Origin of the sequence: Mycoplana azooxidifex (genome assembly GCF_014196765.1) — a bacterium.
Lineage (GTDB): Bacteria > Pseudomonadota > Alphaproteobacteria > Rhizobiales > Rhizobiaceae > Mycoplana > Mycoplana azooxidifex.
Genome location: NZ_JACIEE010000009.1, coordinates 26,866 through 48,280 on the forward strand (window position 1 = coordinate 26,866; position 21,415 = coordinate 48,280).

Consider the following 21,415-nt stretch of genomic DNA (forward strand, 5'->3'; position numbering starts at 1 on the left):
CACCGTCCCCGCTACACAGTCAGGATACAGTCAGGGCGCGCATCATTTCCGGGGAGTTTTCCATGGCCATCTCAAAGACCTCCGCAGCCGACTGGTGGCGCGGCGCGGTGATCTACCAGGTCTATCCGCGCTCGTTCCAGGATACGACCGGCGATGGCATCGGCGACCTGAAAGGGGTGACGCAGCGGCTCTCGCACATCGCTTCCCTCGGCGTCGACGCGATCTGGCTGTCGCCGTTCTTCAAGTCGCCGATGGCGGACATGGGCTACGACGTCTCCGACTATTGCGACGTCGATCCGATGTTCGGCTCGCTCGCCGATTTCGACGACATGCTGGCGGAGGCCCACGGCCTCGGGCTCAAGGTCATCATCGACCAGGTGATCTCGCATACGTCCGACCAGCACCCATGGTTCAAGGAGAGCCGCTCGAGCCGGGACAACGACAAGGCGGACTGGTATGTCTGGGCCGAGCCGAAGAAGGACGGCACGGCGCCGAACAACTGGCTGTCGGTCTTCGGCGGTCCCGCCTGGGAATGGGACGGCGTGCGCCGGCAGTACTACATGCACAACTTCCTCACCTCGCAGCCGGACCTCAACTTCCACAATCCGGACGTCCAGGAGGCGTTGCTGGAGACGATGCGCTTCTGGCTCGACCGCGGCGTCGACGGTTTCCGGCTGGATACGGCGAACTACTATTTCCACGATGCGAAGATCAGGGACAACCCGCCGCACGAGCCGGACTCGGACGAGGCGGGGCTCGACGCACCCGACGTCAATCCCTACGGCATGCAGGCGCACCGCTACGACAAGACGCAGCCGGAGAACGTCGGCTTCCTCAAGCGCGTGCGCGCGCTTCTCGACAGCTACGAAGGCCGCACCGCGGTCGGCGAGGTCGGCGACGGCGCGCGCTCGCTGAAGACGGTGGCGGAGTATACCAGCGGCGGCGACAAGCTGCACATGTGCTACACCTTCGACCTGCTGGGGCCGGATTTCTCCGCGTCCTACATCCGCAAATGCGTGGAGGGGTTCCAGAAGGCGGTGACGGACGGTTGGGTCTGCTGGGCGTTCTCCAACCACGACGTCGAGCGCCATGTCAGCCGCTTCATCGACGCGCCGGAGGAACGCGAGCGGGTGGCGCGGCTGGCCGCGACGCTGCTTTCGACGTTGCGCGGCACGATCTGCCTCTACCAAGGCGAGGAGCTCGGCCTGCCGGAAGCCGAACTCGCCTTCGAGGACCTGCGCGATCCCTACGGCATCCGCTTCTGGCCCGCCTTCAAGGGCCGCGACGGGTGCCGCACGCCGATGCCCTGGCAGGTGGACGCGCCACATGCGGGCTTCAGCGCCGGGCGTCCCTGGCTGCCGGTGCCGGTCGAGCACGCGCGGCTTGCCGCCGACACGCAGGAAAAGGTGCCCGGCTCGGTGCTCAACCACTACCGTGACACACTGGCCTTCCGGAAGGCGCATCCGGCACTCCTCGACGGCGAGATGGCGTTCGTGAAGTCCAACCAGGACGTGCTGGCCTTTACGCGGCAAAAAGGCGCCGAGACGCTCCTGTTCGTGTTCAACCTGACGCGGGAAAAGGTGGAGTTCGCGCCGCCGTCATCGATGACGCTCGGAGAGACCGTCGCCGTCCCCGGCTTCGGCGGCAGGGTTGCCGATGGCACGGTGGAACTGGCGCCGCTGGACATGGCCTGCGTGCGGCTCTGAATGCCCAGTGCATTGTAGGAACACCAGAAAGAGGCGTTCGCAAAGTGCCTCAAAGGCGAAAGGTCCGGCCTGCGCGGTGATCTCGCATGGCGTCGTCGGCGAGTTGGTCCAGCTTGCCGCCGCTCCTGGCGTCGCCTTCGATCTGCTTGTCCCAGCGTTCGGCCTGTAGCCTGCCGAACCATAGCGAGAACGCAATTTGCGGCATGATCGTCAGGCGGCGGGACGCTTGCGGGTCATGTCGCCGCGCCCGGCCAGAAGGCCGGCGATCGAGATGTCCTCGTCCAGATGGTCCCAATGAAGACCGGCGGGACTGATCTCGAAATCGCGGCGCTGTTGCATCGTTGCTGCCAGAAGGCGGGGGAACCAGGCAAGGGGGACGCCGAGCGTGCGGCCATCGTCGAGTGTGACCCACATCGTATCATCGTCGAAGCGTACTTCAGTTGCCGAAATGCTCATCCCATTTCCTCTGGATGATGGTGCGATTGTCGATCACTTTGCGAATGATAGCAGAGAGTTCCCTCGCGTTGAAGCCGCGGCTCTCGGCTATCCCGATTGTCGGCTCCAGCCAGACCTTGGCTTCGCCGCCCGCAGCGCGGACGTGGATATGCACCGGTTCGCGCGGGTCGCCTTCGTTCGAATAGAAGAAGAACGTAAACTTCTCGAAGCGGAAGACGACCGGCATCGCGGTCACCCGATCAGTGCGAACCGGTCGACGTCCACCATTCCGCGGTCGGAGATCTTCAGGTGCGGGATCACCGGCAAGGGCAGGAAGGCGAGTTGGAGGAAGGGTTCCTCCAGCGTCGAGCCGAGGGCGAAGGCCGCCTTGCGCAGGTGGTGCAGCGTGTCGCGGACGGTCTCGTAGGGCTCCAGGCTCATCAGGCCGGCGACGGGGAGGGCAATCTCGCCTGTGACTCTGCCGTCCTCGACCACGACGAAGCCCCCACGGATTTCGCCCAGCCGGTTGGCGGCCAGCGCCATGTCGTCCTCGTTGACGCCGACGACGCAGATGTTGTGGCTGTCGTGGCCGACGGTGGAGGCGATCGCGCCCTTCTTCAGGCCGAAGCCCTGGACGAAGCCGTTGGCATGGTTGCCGTTCTTGCCGTGCCGTTCGATGACGGCCACCCGGATGATGTCGCGGGAAAGGTCGACGGTCGTCTGGTTGCCGCTTGCCGGCAGCCGGTAGCGACGATGCTCGGTGATGATCTTGCCAGGCATGACGCCGATCACCGGCGTCTCCCCTTCCGTCACCGGCACGGCAAAGTGCGAGGCCTTGACCGGCCGTGCCCTGACGCTGTCGAGGCCGATCGGGGCAACGGGCTTGCGACCCGCAAAGAGCGCGTCGGTCACGCGGCGGCCGGCGGCAAAGACCATTTCGGCCCGGCAGTCCTCCAGCGTGTCGATCACGACGAGATCGGCGCGCCAGCCGGGGGCGACGAGGCCGCGATCCTGCAGCCCGAAGGCCTTCGCCGCCGAGATCGAGGCGGCGCGATAGACGGCGAGCGGCGCCCGACCATGGGAGATCGCGGTGCGGATCATGTGGTCGAGATGGCCCTGCTCGGCGATGTCGAGGGGGTTGCGGTCGTCGGTGCACAGCGCGATGAAGGGCGACAGCCGCTCGGTGAAGAGCGGCATCAGCGCCAGCAGGTCCTTCGAGACCGAGCCCTCGCGGATGAGGATGTGCATGCCTTTCCTGATCTTCTCCAGCGCCTCCTCCGCGCTCGTGCACTCGTGGTCGGTGCGGATGCCGGCCGACAGATAGCCATTGAGGCCGCGGCCGGAGAGCAGCGGCGCATGACCGTCAATATGGCCACCCTGGAAGGCCTCGAGCTTCGCCATGCAGCCGGGGTCCTTGTGGATCACGCCGGGGAAGTTCATGAACTCGGCAAGGCCGATTACCTTCGGGTGATCGCGAAACGGCAGCAGCTTTTCGACCGGCAGGTCGGCGCCGGAAGTCTCCAGATGCGTCGCCGGCACGCAGCTCGACAACTGCACGCGGATGTCCATGATCGTCTGTTCGGCCGAATCGAGGAAGAAGCGGATGCCCTCTTCGCCGAGCACGTTGGCGATCTCGTGCGGATCGCAGATCGCGGTGGTCACGCCATAGGGCAGGACGCAGCGGTCGAACTCGTGCGGGGTGACGAGCGAGCTCTCGATATGCAGGTGGGTGTCGATGAAGCCGGGCACGACGATGCGGCCGGAAACATCGATTTCCTCGCGGCCCTCATAGGCCTCGCCGGTGCCGACGATGCGATCGCCGCAGATGGCGACGTCGGAGGCGACCAGTTCGCCGGTGACGAGATCGAAAAAGCGCCCGCCCTTCAGCACGATGTCGGCGGGCGAGCGGCCGGTGCCCTGGTCGATCAGGCGTTCCAGGCGGGTGGTGCCGGTGGCGGTCATGACGGTCTCTCCGAATCCCTCTTGGAAAATTCTAGCAGGGAAGGGGCCGGCTTGCCGAATTTCCCGTGCGACGGTCCCGTTGCCGTTCAGGCAGGGAAGGTGACGGTGAAGGCGAAGCGCCGGCTTTCGTCGGCTTGGAGCACGGTGCCATAGGGGCGCTGCGACAGCTCGCGCGAACCGCCGTTCTCCGCCGCGATGCCGTGCCACGGCTCGATGCAGATGTAGGGCGCGCCGGGCTTGGTCCAGAGCGCGAGGTTCGGCAGGTTGTCGAAATGGAACTTCAGGGCAGGGCCGCCATCGGCGGCATAGGTGAGCCCATCGCCGGCGCCTTCGGGAAAGATCATGGCGTCGGCCTCGAACTGGGCGGGATCGAGGACGAGCGCGCCCTTGGCGAAGGGCGACGGCAGGTCCCCGGGTGCGAGCAGGCCGTCCCTGAGCCGCCGGAGGACCGGCTCGCCGCCATTGTCGAGGCGGATGGTGTGCGGTCGGCCGGCAGCACCCGGCAGGGGCCAGACGAAGGCGGGGTGGAAGCCGAGGCCGAAGGGCATCGGCCGGTCGCCGCGGTTGGAGACGGTGGCGGAGACGGTCAAGGTTGGCCCTTCCAGCCTGTGTTCGACGGCGAGCAGGAATTCGAAGGGATAGACGGCGCGCGTCGCCTCCGAGGCTGCCAGTTCGTGGCGGCACATCGTGTCCGTCGCCGCGGCCAGCGCAAATTCCCGACGCCGGGCAAATCCGTGCTGCCCCATGGGATAGGGCTCGCCGTCGATTGCGAGCGTATCGTCCGGCGCCTTGCCGACGATCGGAAACAGCACCGGCGACCGCCCGGACCAGAAGGCGGCGTCGCCGTTCCAGAGCCAGCTTCTGCCGTCCGGCGTCGCGACCGCCTGCATTTCCGCGCCGAGCGGGGAGACGTCGACCGTCAGGAACGCGTTCTCGATACGGGTAAGGGTGGTCATGGAGAGCTCCTGATGCGGCAACACGTTCGGCGCAGCATAGACGCTTCCGCCGGATTCTTCGTCTGCCGATAGCAGGCCTCTGGATGATTTTCTGATGCCGTGTCGCGATGGCATCGAAGCTGCGCCGTACCGCTTGACATATTCATAACCGAAGAGTTATTGAATTAATCAATAGCCAACGGGTTATGGATTTCGATGAGCGAAGCGCAGGACCTTCTCTTCACCGCACTGGCGGACCCGACGCGTCGGGCGATCTTCGAGCGGCTGTGCCGCCGGAGTGAGCAGACCGTGGGGGCGTTGACCGCGGAAGCGGGCGTGTCGCAGCCGGCGGTGTCCAAGCATCTCGGCGTGCTGAAGCGGGCGGGCCTGGTGTCCGACCGTCCTCAGGGCCGCCAGACCCATTACAGTGCCCGGCTCGAAGCGCTCTCCCCCCTGGTGGACTGGACCCAGCAGATGTCCGGCTTCTGGGAAAGCCGGTTCGACGATCTCGAAGACCTGCTCAAGAGGATGGACCAATGAACGTACATGCCGAAAAGACCCTTTCCGTCGTCGTCGAACGGGAACTGCCGCATCCGCCGGAGAAGATCTGGCGCGCGCTCACGCAACCGCAACTCATCGAGGAGTGGCTGATGAAGAACGAATTCAAGCCTGCCGTCGGCCACGCCTTCAGCCTGCGCGCCGACTGGGGCACCGTGGAATGCCGGGTACGCACCGTCGAGCCGAACAGGACCCTGTCCTACACATGGGACGCCACGCCGCTGGAGAGCGTCGTCACCTGGACGCTGACGCCGACCGAGACCGGCACGATGCTGCGCATGGAGCAAACCGGTTTCCGGCAGGACCAGCCGATGTTCTATGGCGGCGCGAAGATGGGCTGGCCGAAATTCCTCGACAAACTCGAAGACGTGCTCACCCGTCTGGACTGAGGGCGTTCGACCTCCGCCATCGGCGCAAAACCCTCCCGTTGCACCACAGCCCTTGCAGACGCGGCCTGTCCGAGGACGGCCGCGGATGGCGCCGTCGTGCCGTCGGGCGGACATCAAGAAGCGGGGTCGCTCGGCCCTGCAGTCAAAGGAGACCGATTTGAACTGGAACAAGTGGATAAGACAGTTTCACCGCTGGATTTCGATCGCCTTCACGCTTGCCGTGATCGCCAACATCGCCGCCATGGGCATGGAGGAGCCCGTGCTCTGGATCGGCCTGCTGGCGCTTGTGCCGCTCATCCTTCTGCTCGTAACGGGGCTCTATCTCTTCGTCCTGCCCTATGCCGCGAAACGGCGCGACATCGCCCGTTAGGGCGCCGGCCACGTCGATGAGCAGAAGCGGCCGGCTGCGGCCGCTTCCAATTCCGTCATTCCGCGCTCAGATATTGTCCATCAGCACGTCCCGCAGCTTGCCGAACAGTTCGTCGATATGGTGCTTCTCGATGATCAGCGGCGGGGAGAGCGCGATGATGTCGCCGGTGGTGCGGATCAGGAGGCCCTTCTCGTAGGCCTTGAGGAAGGCGGAGAAGGCGCGCTTGGTGGACTCGCCGGCGATCGGCGACAGCTCGATCGCACCGATCAGGCCGATGTTGCGGATGTCGATCACGTTCGGGCAGTCCTTCAGCGAATGCAGCCCATCCTCCCAGTAGGAGGCGAGCTCGGCCGCGCGGGTGAGCAGGCCCTCTTCCTTGTAGGTGTCGAGCGTGCCGAGTGCCGCGGCTGACGCGATCGGATTGCCGGAATAGGTATAGCCGTGGAAGAACTCGATCAGGTGCTCTGGACCGTTCATGAAGGCGTCGTGGATCTCTGAGGTGACGAAGACGGCGCCCATCGGGATGACGCCGTTGGTCAGGCCCTTGGCCGTCGTGATGATGTCGGGCTTGACGTCGAAATACTGGGCGGCGAACGGTGCGCCGAGGCGGCCGAAACCGGTGATGACCTCGTCGAAGATCAAAAGGATGCCGTGCTTGGTGCAGATCTCGCGCAGTTTCTGCAGGTAGCCCTTCGGCGGGATCAGCACGCCGGTGGAGCCCGCGACCGGCTCGACGATGACGGCGGCGATGGTGGAGGCGTCGTGCAGGGTGACGATGCGCTCGAGCTCGGTCGCGAGGTCGCCGCCATGCTCGGGCTCGCCGCGGGTGAACGCGTTCTTGTCCGGCAGGTGGGTGTGCGGCATGTGGTCGACGCCGGTCAGCAGCGTGCCGAACATCTTGCGGTTGGAGACGATGCCGCCGACAGAGATGCCGCCGAAGTTGACGCCGTGGTAGCCGCGTTCGCGGCCGATCAGGCGGAAGCGGGAGCCTTCGCCCTTCGCACGATGGTAGGCAAGCGCCACCTTCAGGGCGGTGTCGACGGATTCGGAGCCGGAATTGGTGTAGAGTACGTGGTTCATGCCCTCGGGCGCGATGTCGACCAGCCGGTTGGCCAGTTCGAAGGCCTTGGGGTGGCCGAGCTGGAAGGCGGGCGCATAATCGAGCTCGCCGGCCTGTTCGCGGATCGCCTCGGTGATCTTCGGCCGGCAGTGGCCGGCGTTGACGCACCACAGCCCCGCCGTTCCGTCCAGCACCTGCCGCCCGTCATGGGTCTGGTAGTACATGTCCTTCGCGCTGACGAAGAGGCGCGGCTCCTTCTTGAACTGCCGGTTCGCCGTGAACGGCATCCAGAAAGCGCGCATGTCGTTGGGGGTGTTCAGGCGGTTGGACATGTCGATCTCCATGGGCGTGGTCGTCCCCCCGGGGCGGGTTCTTTACCTGTTGGTCAAATTATCGAAGCGTCCGGCACCGTCAAGCCTCGGCCGTTTCGCGCCGCCACAAAAGAAAACGCCCGGCGGTGGTGTTCCGCCGGGCGTTGAAAAGGGCCGTGCAGCCGGTCACGCGTAGCGCAACTGCCTGCTCTCGCTCGGTCGCGGCTCGCTGTAGATGCTGTCGATCGCACCCAGGATCGTCAGGACGGCGTCCGACTTGCTGGAATAATAGATCGTCTGGGCATCCCGACGCGTCGTGACAAGATTCTGCGCGCGCAGCTTGGACAGGTGCTGGGACAGGGCGGACTGGCTCAATCCCACTTTCTGTGCGAGCGCGCCTACGGCGATTTCTCCGCTAACGAGTACCTTCAGGATCAGCAGGCGCTTGGGATTCGCCACTGCTGAGAGAAAGTTCGTTGCAACTTCGGCCTGTGCCTGCTCGTTGTCAGAAAAGGCGTCCATCGGAAACTCCTTCAATGCGTATAACTTCAATATGTGCGGTCCCGTACTGTATGACTGTTAGCATATAAACAAAATCGAACACATCAAGTGGCCAGATATTGGGGGTCTGGGGCATCAGGGAGGGGGAGTGTCACGCCTTGCCGGCGCGCGCCTTGTGCAGGAGATCGGCGAGGACCGTGCGCAGTTGCGCGGGGTCTGTGAGTTCTTCTGCGAATTCAACACGTTTCAATTCATCTCCGGCGGACAGGTCGATCCCTGCAGCATCAATTCCGGAAATGGTCCATTTGTTCCCCTTCGCGCCGCAATAGTGGTTTGCGTAGACCGAAGCCGCCTCCGCATGGTCGGTGTTCATGTGCTCGATTGCGGCATTTTCGCGGTCGGCCAGGGCCTCGCGCACAGCGGATCGAATCATGAGATCCCCGGCAGACAGCACATAGGCCCTGCCGAACCCGCCGTTCAGGTTTGCCCGTTGCGGCACCAGCCGGAAGAAGGTGAAATCGGGAAAATCGACATAGAGCTTCGCCTTGGGGTGGCGGCGAACGAACCGGTCGCGCAGGCGGGCATGCTCCTTCGTGTCGCGCTGGAGCTCCTGCGCCATCGTGATCACCGTCAGCCGCGGATGGGCGAGGGGATCGCCCTTGCCGGGCTCGCCGGCAAGCAGGGAGGAACGGGTATCGGCGCGCAACGCCCTTGTGTGGACGGAAAGGGCTGAGACGAGGATCACCGGCGCGCCGTCGATGTCGAGGCCGGTCAACACGCGGCTCGCCAGGGGGTGGCCGGTTTCCGGCTCCAGCACCGCGAGAGAGGCGCTGCGGGCCGAGCGCAACAGCACGCGAGCGAGCCTGCGGGCTTCGTCGTCGGTTTCGCGCAGGACCTTCGGTCGGTCGTCGTTCGTGCCGGTCATGGCCTGTCCTCGCCTTGATGTGTCATCGACTTTGCAGCCGAGGGGCGGGACAAAGTCAAGCCGGGCGGGCCCCTGCGTCACCATGGCCGTGGCAGGGGGCGGCGAACGGGGCAGCCCGCAGGGGCAGCCTTGCCGTCATTCGCGGCGGCGATGGCGCGTCAGGCTCTCCACCACGTTCTGGGCGTTGATCATGCCGACGATCGCGCCATTCTCCACCACGCCGATATTGCCCGGCTGCCGGGACATGGCGTCGAGGATGTCGACCAGCGGGGTTTCGGGCTTGGCCGTCGCCGTCACGCCTACCGCCGGTCCGCCGAGTCCCGGCTGCATGACGTCGCGCGCCATCAGCATGTTGATCGGGTTCATGTTCTGCACGAAGTCGGCGACGTACTGGTTGGCCGGGTTCTTGACGATGTCCTGCGGGGTGCCGCACTGGATGATGCGGCCGCCTTCCATGATGGCGATGCGATTGCCGATGCGGAACGCCTCGTCGAGGTCGTGGCTGACGAAGATGATGGTCTTCTTCAGGCGCCGCTGGAACTCCAGCAGTTCGTCCTGCAAGCGCGTGCGGATCAGCGGGTCGAGGGCGGAGAAGGGCTCGTCCATCAGGAGGATCGGGGCGCCGGTGGCAAAGGCGCGGGCGAGGCCGACGCGCTGCTGCATGCCGCCGGAGAGTTCGTTGACCTTGCGGCCAGACCACTGCGTCAGGTTGACGAGTTCGAGCTGTTCCTCGACGCGCGCCTTCCGCTCGGCCTCCGGCATGCCGGCCAGTTCCAGCCCGAAGCCGACATTGTCGGCAACGGTGCGCCAGGGCAGGAGCGCGAACTGCTGGAACACCATGGAGACGGTGTGCATGCGGAATTCGCGCAGGGCCTTGGGCGAGCAGGCGTAGGGATTGAGCCGGTCGCCGGCGGTCTGGACCTGCACCTCGCCGCGCACGACCGGCGCCAGTCCGTTGACGGCGCGCAGCAGCGTCGACTTGCCGGAGCCCGAAAGCCCCATCAACACCAGGATCTCGCCCTCGTGGATGGCCAGCGAAGCGCCGGCCACGCCCATCACCAGCCCGGTCTCCTTGCCGATCTCGTCGCGGGTCCTGCCGGCGTCGACCATGGCGATGGCGCGTTCCGGCTTCTCGCCGAAGATGATGTCGACGTTGTGAAAGACGACGGCCTCGGTCATGCGCCTTCTCCTTCATCGGACGAGCGGAACAGGCGGTCGAGAATGATGGCGAGAACCACGATGCAGAGCCCGGCCTCGAAGCCCATGGAAACGTTGACGGTGTTGAGCGCGCGCACGACGGGAACGCCGAGGCCCTTGGCGCCGACGAGGGCGGCGATGACGACCATCGACAGCGACAGCATGATCGTCTGCGTCAGGCCGGCCATGATCTGCGGCGTGGCGAAGGGGAGCTCCACCTTGCGCAGCACCTGCGCCGGCGTCGCCCCGAAGGCCTGCGCGGCTTCCACGAGCGAGTCTGGAGTCGAGATGATGCCGAGCCGCGTCAGCCGGATGGGCGCGGGAATGGCGAAGATGACGGTGGCGATGAGGCCCGGAACCATGCCGAGGCCGAAGAGGATCAGTGCCGGGATCAGGTAGACGAAGGTCGGGATCGTCTGCATCAGGTCGAGCACCGGACGCAGGAAGGCGTAGAACCATGGGCGACGCGCGGCGGCGATGCCGAGCGGGATGCCGACGGCCATGCTGACGGAGGTGGCTGCGAGCACCAGTGCCAGCGTCTCCGTCGTCTCCCGCCAGTAGCCCTGGTTGACGATCAGGAGAAGGCCCAGCAGCGTGAAGACCGCCACGCCCACTGACCGGCGCAGATACCAGGAGAGCAGAGTGATGAGGGCGATCATGACCAAGGCATAGGCGAATTTGCCCTCGTCGCTCGAGAACGGTCCCTGCAGGAGAAACAGGATGGCATCGATGCCCGCCTGCAGCACGACCTTGAGGAGGTCGAAGAAGTCCTTGCCGGACGAGGTCAGCCCGTTGACGGCCGCCTTGGCCCAGGGCCCGATGGGCAGTTTGAAGGTCGTCAGCCAATCCACGGGTTCGCACCTGCCTTCCGAGGGGTTGAGGAAACGCCATGCCGCGCCCGCCATGCGCTTGCCGAGACGGCGGTCGCAAGGGGGCGCGGAGGCATCCGGAACAGTGACTGGTTAACCTGCGGCGCACTTGCCGCAGAAGCATATCGCACTGTCGCTTTCAAGAAAGGCGGAAGTTGCCTCCCGCCCTTTCGTCCTTGTCAGAGGCCGAGCGAGGCCTTGACGGCGGCCAGCCCGTCCGCGCCGTCCTTGGTGGTGACGCCTGAAAGCCAGGGCTCGATGGCCGCGGGGTTGGCCTTCAGCCATTCGCTCGCGGCGGCTTCGGGAACGGCCCCGTCGTTGAGGATCTTGCCCATCACCTGGTTTTCCATCTCCAGCGAGAACTTCAGGTTCTGCAGGAGCTTGCCGACGTTCGGGCATTCGGTCACGTAGCCCTGGCGAACGTTGGTGTAGACGGTGGCGCCGCCGAAGTCGGGCCCGAAGACGTCGTCGCCGCCGGAAAGGTAGGTCAGCTTGAAGTTGGCGTTCATCGGATGGGGTTCCCAGCCGAGGAAGACGATCGGCGCGCCGTCCTGCTCGGCGCGGGCCACTTCGGCGAGCATGCCCTGCTCGGAGCTCTCCACCACCTCGAAACCCTTCAGCTCGAAGGTGCCCTTGTCGACCATGTCGATGATCAGGCGGTTGCCGTCGTTGCCGGGCTCGATGCCGTAGATCTTGCCGTCGAGGGCTTCCTTCTGCGTTGCGATGTCCTTGAAGTCCTTGATGCCGAGCTCGGCACCCTTGGCATTGGTGGCAAGCGTGTACTTCGCGCCCTCGAGGTTTTCACGCACGGTTTCGACCGAGCCGTCCTCGCGGAATGGCTTGATGTCGGCTTCCATCGTCGGCATCCAGTTGCCGAGGAAGACGTCGATGTCCTTGTTCTTCAGCGACTGGTAGGTGACCGGAACCGACAGCACGGTCGTTTCCGTCTCGTAGCCGAGGCCCTTGAGGATGGTCGAGGCCGTTGCCGTGGTCGCCGTGATGTCGGTCCAGCCGACGTCGGAGAAGCGAACCTTGCCGCAGCTTTCCGCCTCGGCGGCGAGCGCGCCGGCAGCGCCCAGCGCGATGAGGGAGACCGCGGCCAGCGCCGTGGTCTTCAGTGTCGATGCGATTTTCATGATGTCATGCTCCCCGTTCTTGTTCTGATGCTTTAAGCCAAGCATCAAAAACGTCATAATTCAAGCACTTTACCGCAGCGGCAGGCATATCGGCCGCCTAGATTATTTCATGCCGTTTCGCAATCCGGCGAGAGAATGTCGCTCAGGACGGAGCGCGCGGAATTCTGTGATTTCAGCCCTCTCCCTGCTGGAAATTCCCGGCCTCCCGGGCCAGAAGATGTGAAATCATGGCAAAACTCTATTTCCACTACGCGACGATGAACGCCGGCAAGTCGACGATGCTGCTGCAGGCCTCCTACAACTACCGGGAGCGCGGCATGCGCACGGCGATCTTCATCGCCTCGCATGACGACCGTGCCGGCCGCGGGCGGATCTCCTCGCGCATCGGGCTGCAGTCGGACGCGATCGCCTTCGACGCCTCCGACGATCTGGAGGCGAAGGTGGCCGCCCTGCAGGCGGACGGCACCGGGCAGATCGCCTGCGTCTTCGTCGACGAGGCGCAGTTCCTGAGCGAGAGCCAGGTGTGGCAGCTTGCGCGGATCGCCGATCGCCTCCACATTCCGGTCATGGCCTATGGCCTGCGGACCGATTTCCAGGGCAGGCTCTTTCCCGGATCCTACGCCCTGCTTGCGATCGCAGACGAGCTGCGCGAGGTGCGCACCATCTGCCATTGCGGTCGCAAGGCGACGATGGTGGCCCGCCTCGATGCGGACGGCAAGGTTGCCAAGGAGGGCGCGCAGGTTGAAGTGGGCGGAAATGACAAATACATCTCCTATTGCCGGCGGCATTGGGAGGACATCATGATGGCCGACTGATTGCAGCCGGCCGTCGTGCGTTTCAGTCCCTGTCGCTGCTGTCTCCCATCGCAGTCGACCCATCCAGAGAAAGGAACCACATGAAGCTGGCAATCATCGCGACGAGCTGTCTCATCGCGGCTGCAACCGCGGCACATGCCGACGGTGACGCGGCCGCCGGAGCGACCGTATTCAAGAAGTGCGCGGCCTGTCACAGCGTCGATCCGACCAACAAGGTCGGCCCGTCGCTCAAGGATGTCGTCGGCCGCCCGGTCGCGAGCATCGAGGGCTTCCGTTACTCCAAGGCGATGATCGCCTTCGGGGAGGGGAAGACCTGGGACGAGGCCCTGCTGACCGAATACCTGGCCGCTCCGCGCGCGGTGGTGAAGGGAACCTCGATGGCGTTTGCCGGGCTGAAGAAGCCGGAGGACGTGGCCAACGTGATCGCCTACCTGAAGGCGCCACCTGCGGCGGAATAATCCTGCCGCGCGGCTGGCCGGATAGTGCAACGTCCGGCCGGTATCTGAGAAAAAATACTTATCTTTCAGGGCTTGCAGCCCGGGGCTGGCTTCCCACATCATGTCGGGTGCCGCAACCGGCGGCCTTTGCCGTTTGCGGCCGGGCAGATCGGCCGGCAGTCGTGCCGGGGACGGGGCATTCGCCTTGGACAGAGGGGAGCAGGCATGGCCACACTTCAGAATTTCGACACCGAGATCGCGCGAACCCGCGAGACGGTCGAACAGATGCGCAGCAAGCTGGATCAGACCGGCATCGTGCTGGAGGAGTTCGCCAAGGCGGACACCAAGCTCGGCGACACCAATTTCGACATCGAGAACGCGCGGCTGCAGGACGTGCTTTCCCAGCAGAAGGTGATGGAAGCCAACATCGCCGACCTGATCATCGGGCTGGAGGACGCCACCAACGTCTTCGGCACCGAATTCGAGAGCATGAAGAGCTACACGGGCTACGAGAAATTCATCGGCATCTTCTCCAAGCAGAAGATGCAGCGCATGCGCACCGATCGCGTGCGCAACATGTCGCTTTCCGGAAACCTGCAGGAGTTGCTTGCCAAGTCCGACACGATCGTCGGCATTCTGAAGGACCAGAAGGCGGTCCTCGACGGCCGCTACAAGACGTCCGAGGCGAGCCTGATCCAGGTGATCGAACGGCGCAAGCAGACGATGGCGAACTTGGAGACCACGCAGAAGCGGATCGAGGAGCTGAACCCGCAACTGCTCGACATCGAAAACAGGATCTCAGCCTCCACCGACCAGAAGACGCGCACGCAGCTGGAAGGCGAGCGTTCGGCGCTCGCGACCGAGTACAACGAGAAGCAGGCCAAGGAGCAGGAGCTTCTGGCCGAGAGCCAGACGCTGGAGCGCTACACCTCGATGTTCCAGACCTTCGTGGATTCGCTCAACAACCAGATCGCCGCGCAGAACACGCTGATCAACAAGCTGACCATCGATACCGAGCAGCGCATCGTGCTTTACAAGGCGCTGGAGGATTCGCTGAAGACGGCAGCCCAGCAGGACGTGGCCCACCGCATCAATACGCTCGGCAGCAAGGTTGATACCGCAGCCGAGGAGACGATGGCCGGCATTGGTGCTGCCGCGCAGAAGCACATCGGCGACCTGCTCGAGATGCACGAGAAGAACATGCTCTCCACCCAGGACATCCAGCGCCGCAAGAAGCTCGCCGACGACGCTTTCGCCCGACGCTTCCAGGAGGTCATGGACAAGCACAACGCCTCGAACTACGTGAAGGCGTGATAGCGATGGCCCGCGCTCTCCTCCTCTTCTCCCCAGCGGGGAGAAGTGCCGAGCGAAGCGAGGCGATGAGGGGGGCTTCCTGCCGGCGTCGCGGGTGTGGCGCCCCTTCATCCGGCGTTTCGCGCCACCTTCTCCCCGCTGGGGAGAAGAGGGGGAGACACCCATGAAAGTCGCAGCCGACAGCGCCGTGGCGCAGTATTTCAACGCTATCCGCTCCGCGCTCGGCGGGCTCGAGATCTTTCTCGGCGACCGCAATTCGCCGCTCTACCAGCATGGCGTGATCGGCGAGGCGATCGTGCCGTACCTGTCGCGGCTGAAGGCGTCGTTCGCCTGCTGGGAGAACCGGATCGGCTTCGTCGACCAGTTCCGCATCTCGCGGGCCGAGAGCGGATTTCCCGTCTACCAGAACGTGCTCGAACTCGAAAACGACCGCAAGGGTGCGGAGAAGCGGCTTTCGGAGATCCCGAGCGCGGATGCGCTGCGCGGCGAGATGGCCGACTTCATCCTGCGCAACAAGGTGTTTCCGACCGAGCTGCAGATCCGCATGGCCGAGCGGATGTACCTGCAGCAGATCGGCAAGGGCGAGATCTTCTCGCCCTTCATCCTGCCCGAGACGATCCGCGTCGCCGTCAACCCGAAGACGATGCGACCCTACTACGTCGTCAGTTGGGGCGCCTTCGACGGCAACAGCACGCTGCCGATGGTCTACATGGCGACGATCGAGGATTCGTCGGAGGAGATCGTCAATCTCCTGGTGACGAAGGACGGCAAGCTCAATCCGGACGTCGAGATCGACCTGCCGGTGGGCGGGCTGCTCAATCCGGAGCTTGCCAGCCGCTTCGACGACTTCGCGCTGAAGAACAGCGCCTATTCGCTGTCGCCGGTGACGATTGCCACCAATCTCGACCAAGATTTCGAGATGCTGCATCCCAAGCAGTTGCGCCGCATCGTGCTCGGGCCGTTCTATTCCGCCGACATCACCGAGAACAACGAGAAGGTCCGCGACATCCTGTCGAAGGTGCGCAAGGTGGAGAACGCCTGGCTTTTGACCTGGACGATCCAGGAGGTGTTCTCGCAGGCGGAGCGCCCGGCAAGCAAGGGGTTCTGGAGCTCAACGCCGGCGCAGGAGGAGTTCCATATCGACACCGGCAATCTCGAGGCCACGCGCATGGGCGTCAGCGCCTTCGAAAAGCACGCGCTGGTGCCGCACGACGCCTACCAGGCGCTCTATGCCGCCGGCGAGGCGGCGGCGATCTTCGGCGATTACAAGGTGCATGTGATTTCCGGGAACGTGATCAGCGAGGTATGACGCCATGAGCCTGAACGCCGGACTGACGATGATCCCCGAAAGCGATATCGAGAAGCACCGGGCGGTGGCGCAGGGCATGGTCACGCGGCTCGTGATCCTGGAGGCGGAAGGCGGCCCGACCGGCGCGCCGATCGCCGGGAGCGGGCGGCGTTTCGTTTCCACCGTCTCGACCGGCGGGATGCGGCGGACGCGCGAGGTCGAGCTCGCAAAGACCATCGCCGCCGTTCGCCCGGGCGATCCGCTGCTGTCGCCGGCACAGCACCAGCTGCTCTATCGGACCCGCCGGGGCATCGAGATCGCTCTTGCGGTGGCCGACGTCTTCGCAAGGCAGACGGAACTGGAGCAGTTGCAGGCGCGCAATGCGACGGCGCCGCTTTCAGGCGAGGAGGCGACGCGCTTCAAGGCGCTGCTGTCGGCCTCGGCCTATGTCGCTGCCTTCACCCTTGCTGCCTATCTGGGGGCCATGCTTGCCGGGGAGGGGGAGCCGGCGGAGGATACCGACGAGCCGGACTACCTGTTCGACACAGCGCAGGATGCGGCCAAGAGCCTCATAGCCGGGCTCGACCGGGCGGTTGCCGGGGCCGCCGACGACACGGCGCTCGTCGCCCGCGCACGGGCGTTCGCCCGCGTCGCGCTGGAGGGGCTGATCGGGCGAAAGGCCCGCTTTACCGGGCTTTCCAGCTTCGAGACCGCGCATATCCGCATCGAACAGGACGATTTCACCATCAACGGCTTCGACGTGGCGCCTGGGCAGAAGCGCAAGCCCTTGTCGATGAGCTTCAAGAAGCCTTCCGACATTGTCGGAAACCACATCGCCAAGTACCAGGCGCTGCGGCTCGCCAGGATGCTGATGGCCTATGACTTCGAGCGGCAGATGAATCCGTTCGTCGAGCTCGGCGGGTTCCTGTTCACCTTCATCGGCGACGGCATGCCCGGCACCGGCAAGACCATGCTGATCCAGATGCTGGCGGGCCTGCTCGACGACTATTGCCGGGTGGCGGGCTATCCCTTCCACTACGAGAACTTCGGCGTCGACCAGATCTCCTCCTATCAGGGCAAGTCGGGCCAGAACTGCAAGGAATTCGTCGACAACGTGGTGAATCCGCGGGCGATCGGCTTCGGCACGATCGACGACGTCGACCAGGTGGCCGCCAAGCGCTCCGACGACCGGGCGTCCGCCGGCCAGCACGAGGTGACGGCGGTGCTGATGGAGAGCTTCGCCGGCGCCTCGACGGTGGTGCGCGGCAACTGTACCTTCGGCATGTTCTCCAACTATCCGGAGAACGTCGACGACGCGCTGCGCCAGCGGGCCGGTGCCCGCTGGCTGGTCGACGGGCCGCAGTCGCGCGCCGACTATGTCGACATCTTCGCGCTGCTGGTCGGCAAGAACCATGCGATCCCGCTCGGCGAGCATGCGCTGCTTTCGGGGCAGGAGATCAAGAAGGCGGTGACCGCATCCTACGGCCAGCACGCGCTGCCGCAGGAGGACGGGCTTTTGGCGGTGTGGGAGCGCTACGAGAAGGCGCACGGCCAGATGGCGACGCTCGCGGATGTCGGCACCTACCTGCACATGATCAAGGAAGCCGAGCCGCGCTTCACCGGCCGGGCGATCAAGAACGTCACCGACGCGATCAAGATGCGGGCAATGGACGTCGACCTGCCGGACGACTGGTTCGCGACGCCGGAAGCCTTCATGCACAGGTCCTACGACGAGAAGAAGAGCATGATCGAGGAACTGCGCGGCCCGATCACGATGGAGATGGTACTGCAGGAGATCAACCGCTACGCCGACAGCGAATTCCGCTACGCCGACAAATCCGACGCCGCCGCCGTCGCCGACATCATTCGCCGCGAACGCCTGCGTGAACAGGCGGTTGGCGAGATCGAGGCGATGAAGGCGGAGGGGCGTTGGTAGGAGGAAATCGGGTAAAATTCGCTGATAGCGAATGTCGTTGCTGCGGCGCCAGGAGAGGCTTATAGTGAGGCAGGTCGTCTATAGCGCGCAGGCGCGATGGAAGCTGGCACGCATTTCCAAGAATGATGCCCGTCGTATACGTACCAAGATCGAACAGTATGCCACGGATCCGACGTCGCTGACGAACAACGTGAAGAAGCTGCAAGGGCTGAACTACTACCGGTTGCGCGTCGGAGACTGGAGGGTGATCTTCCGGGAGGACGGATTGATCGTCGATGTCGTCAGGATCGCAGCGCGCGGCGAAGCCTATGAAGGGATATGAAGATGAACGGGACAGTTTCGTTCAAGACGCCCAATGGCGATGAAATGGTGGTCATCACCCTCAGCGAGTACGAGACCCTCTTGAAGCTTGCGGAGCGGCTTGAGGATTTCGAGGACGGTCTCGCCATCAAGGCGTTCGAGGAGCGTCTGGCGAGAGGCGAGGAAGAATTCATCTCAGCCGAGTTCGTCAACCGCATGATCGACGGCGAGAGCCCGATCCGGGTTTGGCGCGACGTTCGCGGGCTTTCGGCCAAGGATCTCGCCGCGGCGGCCGGCATCAGCGCCACCTATCTGTCGGAGATCGAATCGCGGAAGAAGGAGGGTAGCATTTCGTCGCTGAAGAAGATCGCGAGAGCGTTGAAGGTCGATCTCGACGATTTGGTGGCGTGGGGCGACGACGATGCCGATGCCAGAGCCGGTACGTGACGAGAGCCTGACCCCATGAAACGTCTCCTCGAAGCCGAGCTGATCTACGGGCGGCTGCTCGATGTGTCCGAGCCGCATCTGGTCGAGCGCTACAACAAGGCGCTGGCCGCCTTCGGGCTGCCGCGGACGAACCTGGCGCGGTTCGGCATCGACATGACCGGGTTCTCACCGGAGATCGCCGACGAACTCGGCGACCGCGATTATCTCGACCCGAACCGGGTCAACCGCCGCTTCATCATCCTGACCCCTGACCAGGTGGAACTGCCGGTGGTGCATACGAGCTTTTCCAATACCGCCGCCCTGATGCACGAGTTCTTCGCCGCCAATGCGCGGGCCATCAACGCGGTGACGATCCGCGACGCGCTCTATGGCGAGATCGAGGACAGCGTTTCTGTGGTGGGCGACATCGACGACCTGCTGTCGATCAACGAGGTGCGGTTCCGCGTGCTGTCGGCGGAGGACGTGCTCGGCAAGGCGGCGGAACTCAGGGCGCTCGTCGACCGGCTGAAGACGGTGCCGAACGCCTGGGCGGACGATGCGATGCTGAACCGCATGGTCGAGCTGTCCAATCAGACCGGCGACATCCGCCAGAACGCGCTCGTGCCCGACCAGTTGGTGTTCCGCCACGAGGCCTTCTGGGCCAATCATTTCGGCGGCGTCTTCGTCTTCCTCGACGGCAAGCAGACGACGGTGATCTGCGATCCGTCGGTTCCGGGCTTCCGGCGCTCGCGTCCCTGGCAGGTCAGCTACATTGCGCTCGACGACCATCAGCGCATCTTCGAGTTCCTGGCCTCGACGAAGCGGCTCGAGCTGCCGCGGGCCTCCTGGGTCGAGGCGTCGGGCCTGCTGCAGCACCGTGCGGACATGGCGATCCTGAACCTGGTCAACCGCGTCGATCCCCGCGCAGACCTCGCCAAGGCGGACCGCGTCTGGATGCAAACCTGGATGCACCGTAATGCCGCGCTGATCGCCGAGGACGGCGTCTATCCCTTCCTGCAGGAGGCGCTGCGGACGATTTCGACGACGGGCGAGATCCGGATGAAAGAGATCACGCCCTGGGCGCGGTTCCTGCTGGTGCGGGCAGCGCCCGAGAATCCCGACCGCTGGCTGGTGAACCAGCTGATCACCCAACTGACGCCCTTCGATTTCGTCTCGCGCTTCGTCTTCGACAAGCAGGGATTTTATGCATCCTACGAGAAACTCTCTGAAAAATTCAGGGAATTCGTGGTCGAAACGCTGGAACGTACCTATTTGCAGGACAAGGCCGCCTTCCGGTTGCGGCTTTACGGAATTGGAGAGGACAAACGCAATGCTTGACCCGATCGTCGCGTTCTTCCAGCGCGTCTTTTCTGCCATCGGCAGGGGAATTGGGCTTGCCATTTCATGGCTGCTCTGGCCCTTCGTCGCCGCGGCCAACTGGTACCGGCAGCGCGGCTGGCTGATCAAGGGACCGATCGGCATCGTCCTCATCGGGCTCGTAGCACTCTACGGCTACTTCATCTGGCAGACGCAGGTCTGGACCAACTTCGACATCGACTACGTCAACGCCTACAACCTTCCGGCGCGCAAGAACGACGCCGGCCTGCCGGTCAAGGCCGCGACCGGTCAGACCACGACGGGGCAGGGAGCGACGGGCCAGGCGGCAACGCCGAACGCCTGTGAGCGCTCCGCGATCGTCGAGGTTTCGGCCGACCTGATCGACTTCAACGTCAACCAGAACGCCTGGATCTCGTCGATGCTGCTCTACAAGCTGGGTCTGTTCGGCATGGACTGGGACGACACGCCCTGGCTCGACAACAAGGCCTCGTTCCAGCGCGGCATCAATCAGGCGATCCGCCGCACGACCGTCGAACTGGTGGATTCGCTCGGCCGCGTGCGCGGCACCTCGGGCGTGAACAACGACCTGCAGGCTGCGCGCGGCAACATCCAGTTCGACGAGGAGACCTGGTATTTCGGCTGGAGCCCGTTCGGTCCCAAGACGCCGACGCCGAGCTTCTACCGCGCGGCCATGCGCGACCTGCAGAAGTTCAACACCTCCCTGGCATCTTGCGAGGCGACCTTCGATGCCCGCTCGGACAATCTCGTCGAGTTCCTCGACCGCGTCGCCAACGACATCGGCAACACATCCGCCATCATCCGCGAACGCTCCGAGTTCCACAATGGCGGCTGGTTCGACGTGCGCGCCGACGACCGCTTCTGGTTCGCCTTCGGACAGCTCTACGGATATTACGGGGTGCTTTCCGCCGCCGGCGCCGACTTCGACAGCGTGATCGCCCAGCGAGGCCTGACGCAGATCTGGACCGAGACGCTGCGGCAGTTGCGTTCGGCGCTGAACATCCAGCCGGTGATCATCTCCAACGGCCGCGAGGACGGCTGGATCATGCCGACGCACCTGGCGACGATGGGCTTCTACATCTTGCGGGTGCGGTCGAATCTGGTGGAGATGCGGGATATTCTGGCGCGCTAAGGGCGCCGCGAGGCAGTAGGCAGTAGGCAGAGACCTTGCGGCATTGGCAAGCTGCCA

Annotated in this window: 24 protein-coding genes; 13 read left to right on the top strand and 11 right to left on the bottom strand. The window is 64.5% G+C overall.

All coding sequences use genetic code 11. The annotated features are described in order from the left end of the window. The first annotated feature begins 62 nt into the window (after window positions 1–62). Window positions 63–1,706: a beta-galactosidase BglA gene (bglA, locus tag GGQ64_RS20435; RefSeq protein WP_183807188.1), complete on the top strand. Its 1,644-nt coding sequence runs from the start codon at window positions 63–65 to the stop codon at window positions 1,704–1,706. A gap of 49 nt (window positions 1,707–1,755) precedes the next feature. On the opposite strand, the gene GGQ64_RS20440 is transcribed toward bglA, so the two are convergent. The 5 genes from GGQ64_RS20440 to GGQ64_RS20460 form a co-directional block, all read right to left on the bottom strand. Continuing rightward, a complete protein-coding gene (locus tag GGQ64_RS20440; protein ID WP_183807189.1) occupies window positions 1,756–1,911 on the bottom strand; it encodes a hypothetical protein in 156 nt (51 codons plus the stop codon). 5 nt (window positions 1,912–1,916) lie between these two features. Continuing rightward, window positions 1,917–2,162, bottom strand: a complete 246-nt coding sequence (locus GGQ64_RS20445; RefSeq protein ID WP_183807190.1) for a DUF2442 domain-containing protein — start codon at window positions 2,160–2,162, stop codon at window positions 1,917–1,919. Further along, entirely contained in the window at window positions 2,143–2,388 is a 246-nt protein-coding gene (locus GGQ64_RS20450) for a DUF4160 domain-containing protein (protein WP_183807191.1), read from the bottom strand. The genes GGQ64_RS20445 and GGQ64_RS20450 overlap by 20 nt, the downstream gene beginning before the upstream one ends. 5 nt (window positions 2,389–2,393) lie before the next feature. After that, window positions 2,394–4,103, bottom strand: a complete 1,710-nt coding sequence (gene ade / locus GGQ64_RS20455; protein WP_183807192.1) for an adenine deaminase — start codon at window positions 4,101–4,103, stop codon at window positions 2,394–2,396. Between the two features lie 86 nt (window positions 4,104–4,189). Beyond that, a complete protein-coding gene (locus tag GGQ64_RS20460; protein ID WP_183807193.1) occupies window positions 4,190–5,059 on the bottom strand; it encodes an aldose 1-epimerase family protein in 870 nt (289 codons plus the stop codon). A gap of 195 nt (window positions 5,060–5,254) precedes the next feature. Here GGQ64_RS20460 and GGQ64_RS20465 point away from each other — a divergent pair, with 195 nt between their 5' ends. The 3 genes from GGQ64_RS20465 to GGQ64_RS20475 all read left to right on the top strand — a co-directional run bounded on the left by GGQ64_RS20465 (window position 5,255) and on the right by GGQ64_RS20475 (window position 6,355). Then, window positions 5,255–5,578, top strand: coding sequence for an ArsR/SmtB family transcription factor (locus tag GGQ64_RS20465; RefSeq protein WP_183807194.1), 324 nt, complete (start codon window positions 5,255–5,257; stop codon window positions 5,576–5,578). Beyond that, window positions 5,575–5,985 carry an SRPBCC family protein gene (locus GGQ64_RS20470; RefSeq protein ID WP_183807195.1) on the top strand — a complete coding sequence of 137 codons (411 nt, stop codon included), beginning with the start codon at window positions 5,575–5,577 and terminating at the stop codon, window positions 5,983–5,985. Before GGQ64_RS20465 ends, GGQ64_RS20470 begins: the two co-directional genes overlap by 4 nt. A 157-nt stretch (window positions 5,986–6,142) precedes the next feature. Beyond that, window positions 6,143–6,355 carry a hypothetical protein gene (locus GGQ64_RS20475; RefSeq protein WP_183807196.1) on the top strand — a complete coding sequence of 71 codons (213 nt, stop codon included), beginning with the start codon at window positions 6,143–6,145 and terminating at the stop codon, window positions 6,353–6,355. A gap of 66 nt (window positions 6,356–6,421) precedes the next feature. Here the strand turns inward: GGQ64_RS20475 and aptA are convergent, their stop codons facing one another. From aptA to GGQ64_RS20505, 6 genes are all read right to left on the bottom strand, one after another. Next, window positions 6,422–7,747 (bottom strand): omega-aminotransferase AptA, encoded by a 1,326-nt coding sequence (aptA, locus tag GGQ64_RS20480; RefSeq protein WP_183807197.1) that lies wholly within the window; start codon window positions 7,745–7,747, stop codon window positions 6,422–6,424. Window positions 7,748–7,912: 165 nt separating this feature from the next. After that, a complete protein-coding gene (locus GGQ64_RS20485) occupies window positions 7,913–8,248 on the bottom strand; it encodes an ArsR/SmtB family transcription factor (RefSeq protein WP_183807198.1) in 336 nt (111 codons plus the stop codon). A gap of 130 nt (window positions 8,249–8,378) precedes the next feature. Continuing rightward, on the bottom strand, window positions 8,379–9,152 hold the full coding sequence (locus tag GGQ64_RS20490) for a HugZ family pyridoxamine 5'-phosphate oxidase (RefSeq protein WP_183807199.1): 774 nt from the start codon (window positions 9,150–9,152) through the stop codon (window positions 8,379–8,381). A 135-nt stretch (window positions 9,153–9,287) separates the two neighbouring features. Beyond that, window positions 9,288–10,331 (bottom strand): choline ABC transporter ATP-binding protein, encoded by a 1,044-nt coding sequence (gene choV / locus GGQ64_RS20495; protein ID WP_183807200.1) that lies wholly within the window; start codon window positions 10,329–10,331, stop codon window positions 9,288–9,290. Next, on the bottom strand, window positions 10,328–11,200 hold the full coding sequence (gene choW / locus GGQ64_RS20500; RefSeq protein ID WP_183807201.1) for a choline ABC transporter permease subunit: 873 nt from the start codon (window positions 11,198–11,200) through the stop codon (window positions 10,328–10,330). The genes choV and choW overlap by 4 nt, the downstream gene beginning before the upstream one ends. A gap of 197 nt (window positions 11,201–11,397) precedes the next feature. After that, a complete protein-coding gene (locus GGQ64_RS20505) occupies window positions 11,398–12,354 on the bottom strand; it encodes a choline ABC transporter substrate-binding protein (RefSeq protein WP_183807202.1) in 957 nt (318 codons plus the stop codon). Between the two features lie 227 nt (window positions 12,355–12,581). Here GGQ64_RS20505 and GGQ64_RS20510 point away from each other — a divergent pair, with 227 nt between their 5' ends. The 9 genes from GGQ64_RS20510 to GGQ64_RS20550 all read left to right on the top strand — a co-directional run bounded on the left by GGQ64_RS20510 (window position 12,582) and on the right by GGQ64_RS20550 (window position 21,358). Then, on the top strand, window positions 12,582–13,169 hold the full coding sequence (locus tag GGQ64_RS20510; RefSeq protein WP_183807203.1) for a thymidine kinase: 588 nt from the start codon (window positions 12,582–12,584) through the stop codon (window positions 13,167–13,169). Between the two features lie 80 nt (window positions 13,170–13,249). Beyond that, a complete protein-coding gene (locus tag GGQ64_RS20515) occupies window positions 13,250–13,627 on the top strand; it encodes a c-type cytochrome (protein ID WP_183807204.1) in 378 nt (125 codons plus the stop codon). A 204-nt stretch (window positions 13,628–13,831) separates the two neighbouring features. After that, the gene (locus tag GGQ64_RS20520; RefSeq protein WP_183807205.1) at window positions 13,832–14,920 is read left to right on the top strand and encodes a coiled-coil domain-containing protein; all 1,089 of its coding nucleotides are present in this window, start codon (window positions 13,832–13,834) and stop codon (window positions 14,918–14,920) included. 163 nt (window positions 14,921–15,083) lie between these two features. After that, the gene (locus GGQ64_RS20525) at window positions 15,084–16,229 is read left to right on the top strand and encodes a hypothetical protein (protein WP_183807206.1); all 1,146 of its coding nucleotides are present in this window, start codon (window positions 15,084–15,086) and stop codon (window positions 16,227–16,229) included. Window positions 16,230–16,233: 4 nt separating this feature from the next. Continuing rightward, window positions 16,234–18,144: an AAA family ATPase gene (locus GGQ64_RS20530; protein WP_183807207.1), complete on the top strand. Its 1,911-nt coding sequence runs from the start codon at window positions 16,234–16,236 to the stop codon at window positions 18,142–18,144. 64 nt (window positions 18,145–18,208) lie between these two features. Beyond that, complete coding sequence (locus GGQ64_RS20535; RefSeq protein ID WP_343059527.1) at window positions 18,209–18,466, top strand: type II toxin-antitoxin system RelE family toxin; 258 nt, start codon at window positions 18,209–18,211, stop codon at window positions 18,464–18,466. A gap of 2 nt (window positions 18,467–18,468) precedes the next feature. Next, a complete protein-coding gene (locus GGQ64_RS20540; protein ID WP_183807209.1) occupies window positions 18,469–18,891 on the top strand; it encodes a helix-turn-helix domain-containing protein in 423 nt (140 codons plus the stop codon). Between the two features lie 15 nt (window positions 18,892–18,906). Continuing rightward, a complete protein-coding gene (locus GGQ64_RS20545; protein WP_183807210.1) occupies window positions 18,907–20,208 on the top strand; it encodes a DUF6638 family protein in 1,302 nt (433 codons plus the stop codon). Next, window positions 20,201–21,358 (top strand): DUF2333 family protein, encoded by a 1,158-nt coding sequence (locus tag GGQ64_RS20550; RefSeq protein ID WP_183807211.1) that lies wholly within the window; start codon window positions 20,201–20,203, stop codon window positions 21,356–21,358. The genes GGQ64_RS20545 and GGQ64_RS20550 overlap by 8 nt, the downstream gene beginning before the upstream one ends. Window positions 21,359–21,415: the final 57 nt, after the last annotated feature.

Bases quoted from the DNA above. Each gene is read 5' to 3' on its own strand.
- bglA (WP_183807188.1), top strand. From the start codon at position 63: ATGGCCATCTCAAAGACCTCCGCAGCCGACTGGTGGCGCGGCGCGGTG.
- GGQ64_RS20440 (WP_183807189.1), bottom strand. From the start codon at position 1,911: ATGCCGCAAATTGCGTTCTCGCTATGGTTCGGCAGGCTACAGGCCGAA.
- GGQ64_RS20445 (WP_183807190.1), bottom strand. From the start codon at position 2,162: ATGAGCATTTCGGCAACTGAAGTACGCTTCGACGATGATACGATGTGG.
- GGQ64_RS20450 (WP_183807191.1), bottom strand. From the start codon at position 2,388: ATGCCGGTCGTCTTCCGCTTCGAGAAGTTTACGTTCTTCTTCTATTCG.
- ade (WP_183807192.1), bottom strand. From the start codon at position 4,103: ATGACCGCCACCGGCACCACCCGCCTGGAACGCCTGATCGACCAGGGC.
- GGQ64_RS20460 (WP_183807193.1), bottom strand. From the start codon at position 5,059: ATGACCACCCTTACCCGTATCGAGAACGCGTTCCTGACGGTCGACGTC.
- GGQ64_RS20465 (WP_183807194.1), top strand. From the start codon at position 5,255: ATGAGCGAAGCGCAGGACCTTCTCTTCACCGCACTGGCGGACCCGACG.
- GGQ64_RS20470 (WP_183807195.1), top strand. From the start codon at position 5,575: ATGAACGTACATGCCGAAAAGACCCTTTCCGTCGTCGTCGAACGGGAA.
- aptA (WP_183807197.1), bottom strand. From the start codon at position 7,747: ATGTCCAACCGCCTGAACACCCCCAACGACATGCGCGCTTTCTGGATG.
- GGQ64_RS20485 (WP_183807198.1), bottom strand. From the start codon at position 8,248: ATGGACGCCTTTTCTGACAACGAGCAGGCACAGGCCGAAGTTGCAACG.
- GGQ64_RS20490 (WP_183807199.1), bottom strand. From the start codon at position 9,152: ATGACCGGCACGAACGACGACCGACCGAAGGTCCTGCGCGAAACCGAC.
- choV (WP_183807200.1), bottom strand. From the start codon at position 10,331: ATGACCGAGGCCGTCGTCTTTCACAACGTCGACATCATCTTCGGCGAG.
- GGQ64_RS20505 (WP_183807202.1), bottom strand. From the start codon at position 12,354: ATGAAAATCGCATCGACACTGAAGACCACGGCGCTGGCCGCGGTCTCC.
- GGQ64_RS20510 (WP_183807203.1), top strand. From the start codon at position 12,582: ATGGCAAAACTCTATTTCCACTACGCGACGATGAACGCCGGCAAGTCG.
- GGQ64_RS20515 (WP_183807204.1), top strand. From the start codon at position 13,250: ATGAAGCTGGCAATCATCGCGACGAGCTGTCTCATCGCGGCTGCAACC.
- GGQ64_RS20520 (WP_183807205.1), top strand. From the start codon at position 13,832: ATGGCCACACTTCAGAATTTCGACACCGAGATCGCGCGAACCCGCGAG.
- GGQ64_RS20525 (WP_183807206.1), top strand. From the start codon at position 15,084: ATGAAAGTCGCAGCCGACAGCGCCGTGGCGCAGTATTTCAACGCTATC.
- GGQ64_RS20530 (WP_183807207.1), top strand. From the start codon at position 16,234: ATGAGCCTGAACGCCGGACTGACGATGATCCCCGAAAGCGATATCGAG.
- GGQ64_RS20540 (WP_183807209.1), top strand. From the start codon at position 18,469: ATGAACGGGACAGTTTCGTTCAAGACGCCCAATGGCGATGAAATGGTG.
- GGQ64_RS20545 (WP_183807210.1), top strand. From the start codon at position 18,907: ATGAAACGTCTCCTCGAAGCCGAGCTGATCTACGGGCGGCTGCTCGAT.
- GGQ64_RS20550 (WP_183807211.1), top strand. From the start codon at position 20,201: ATGCTTGACCCGATCGTCGCGTTCTTCCAGCGCGTCTTTTCTGCCATC.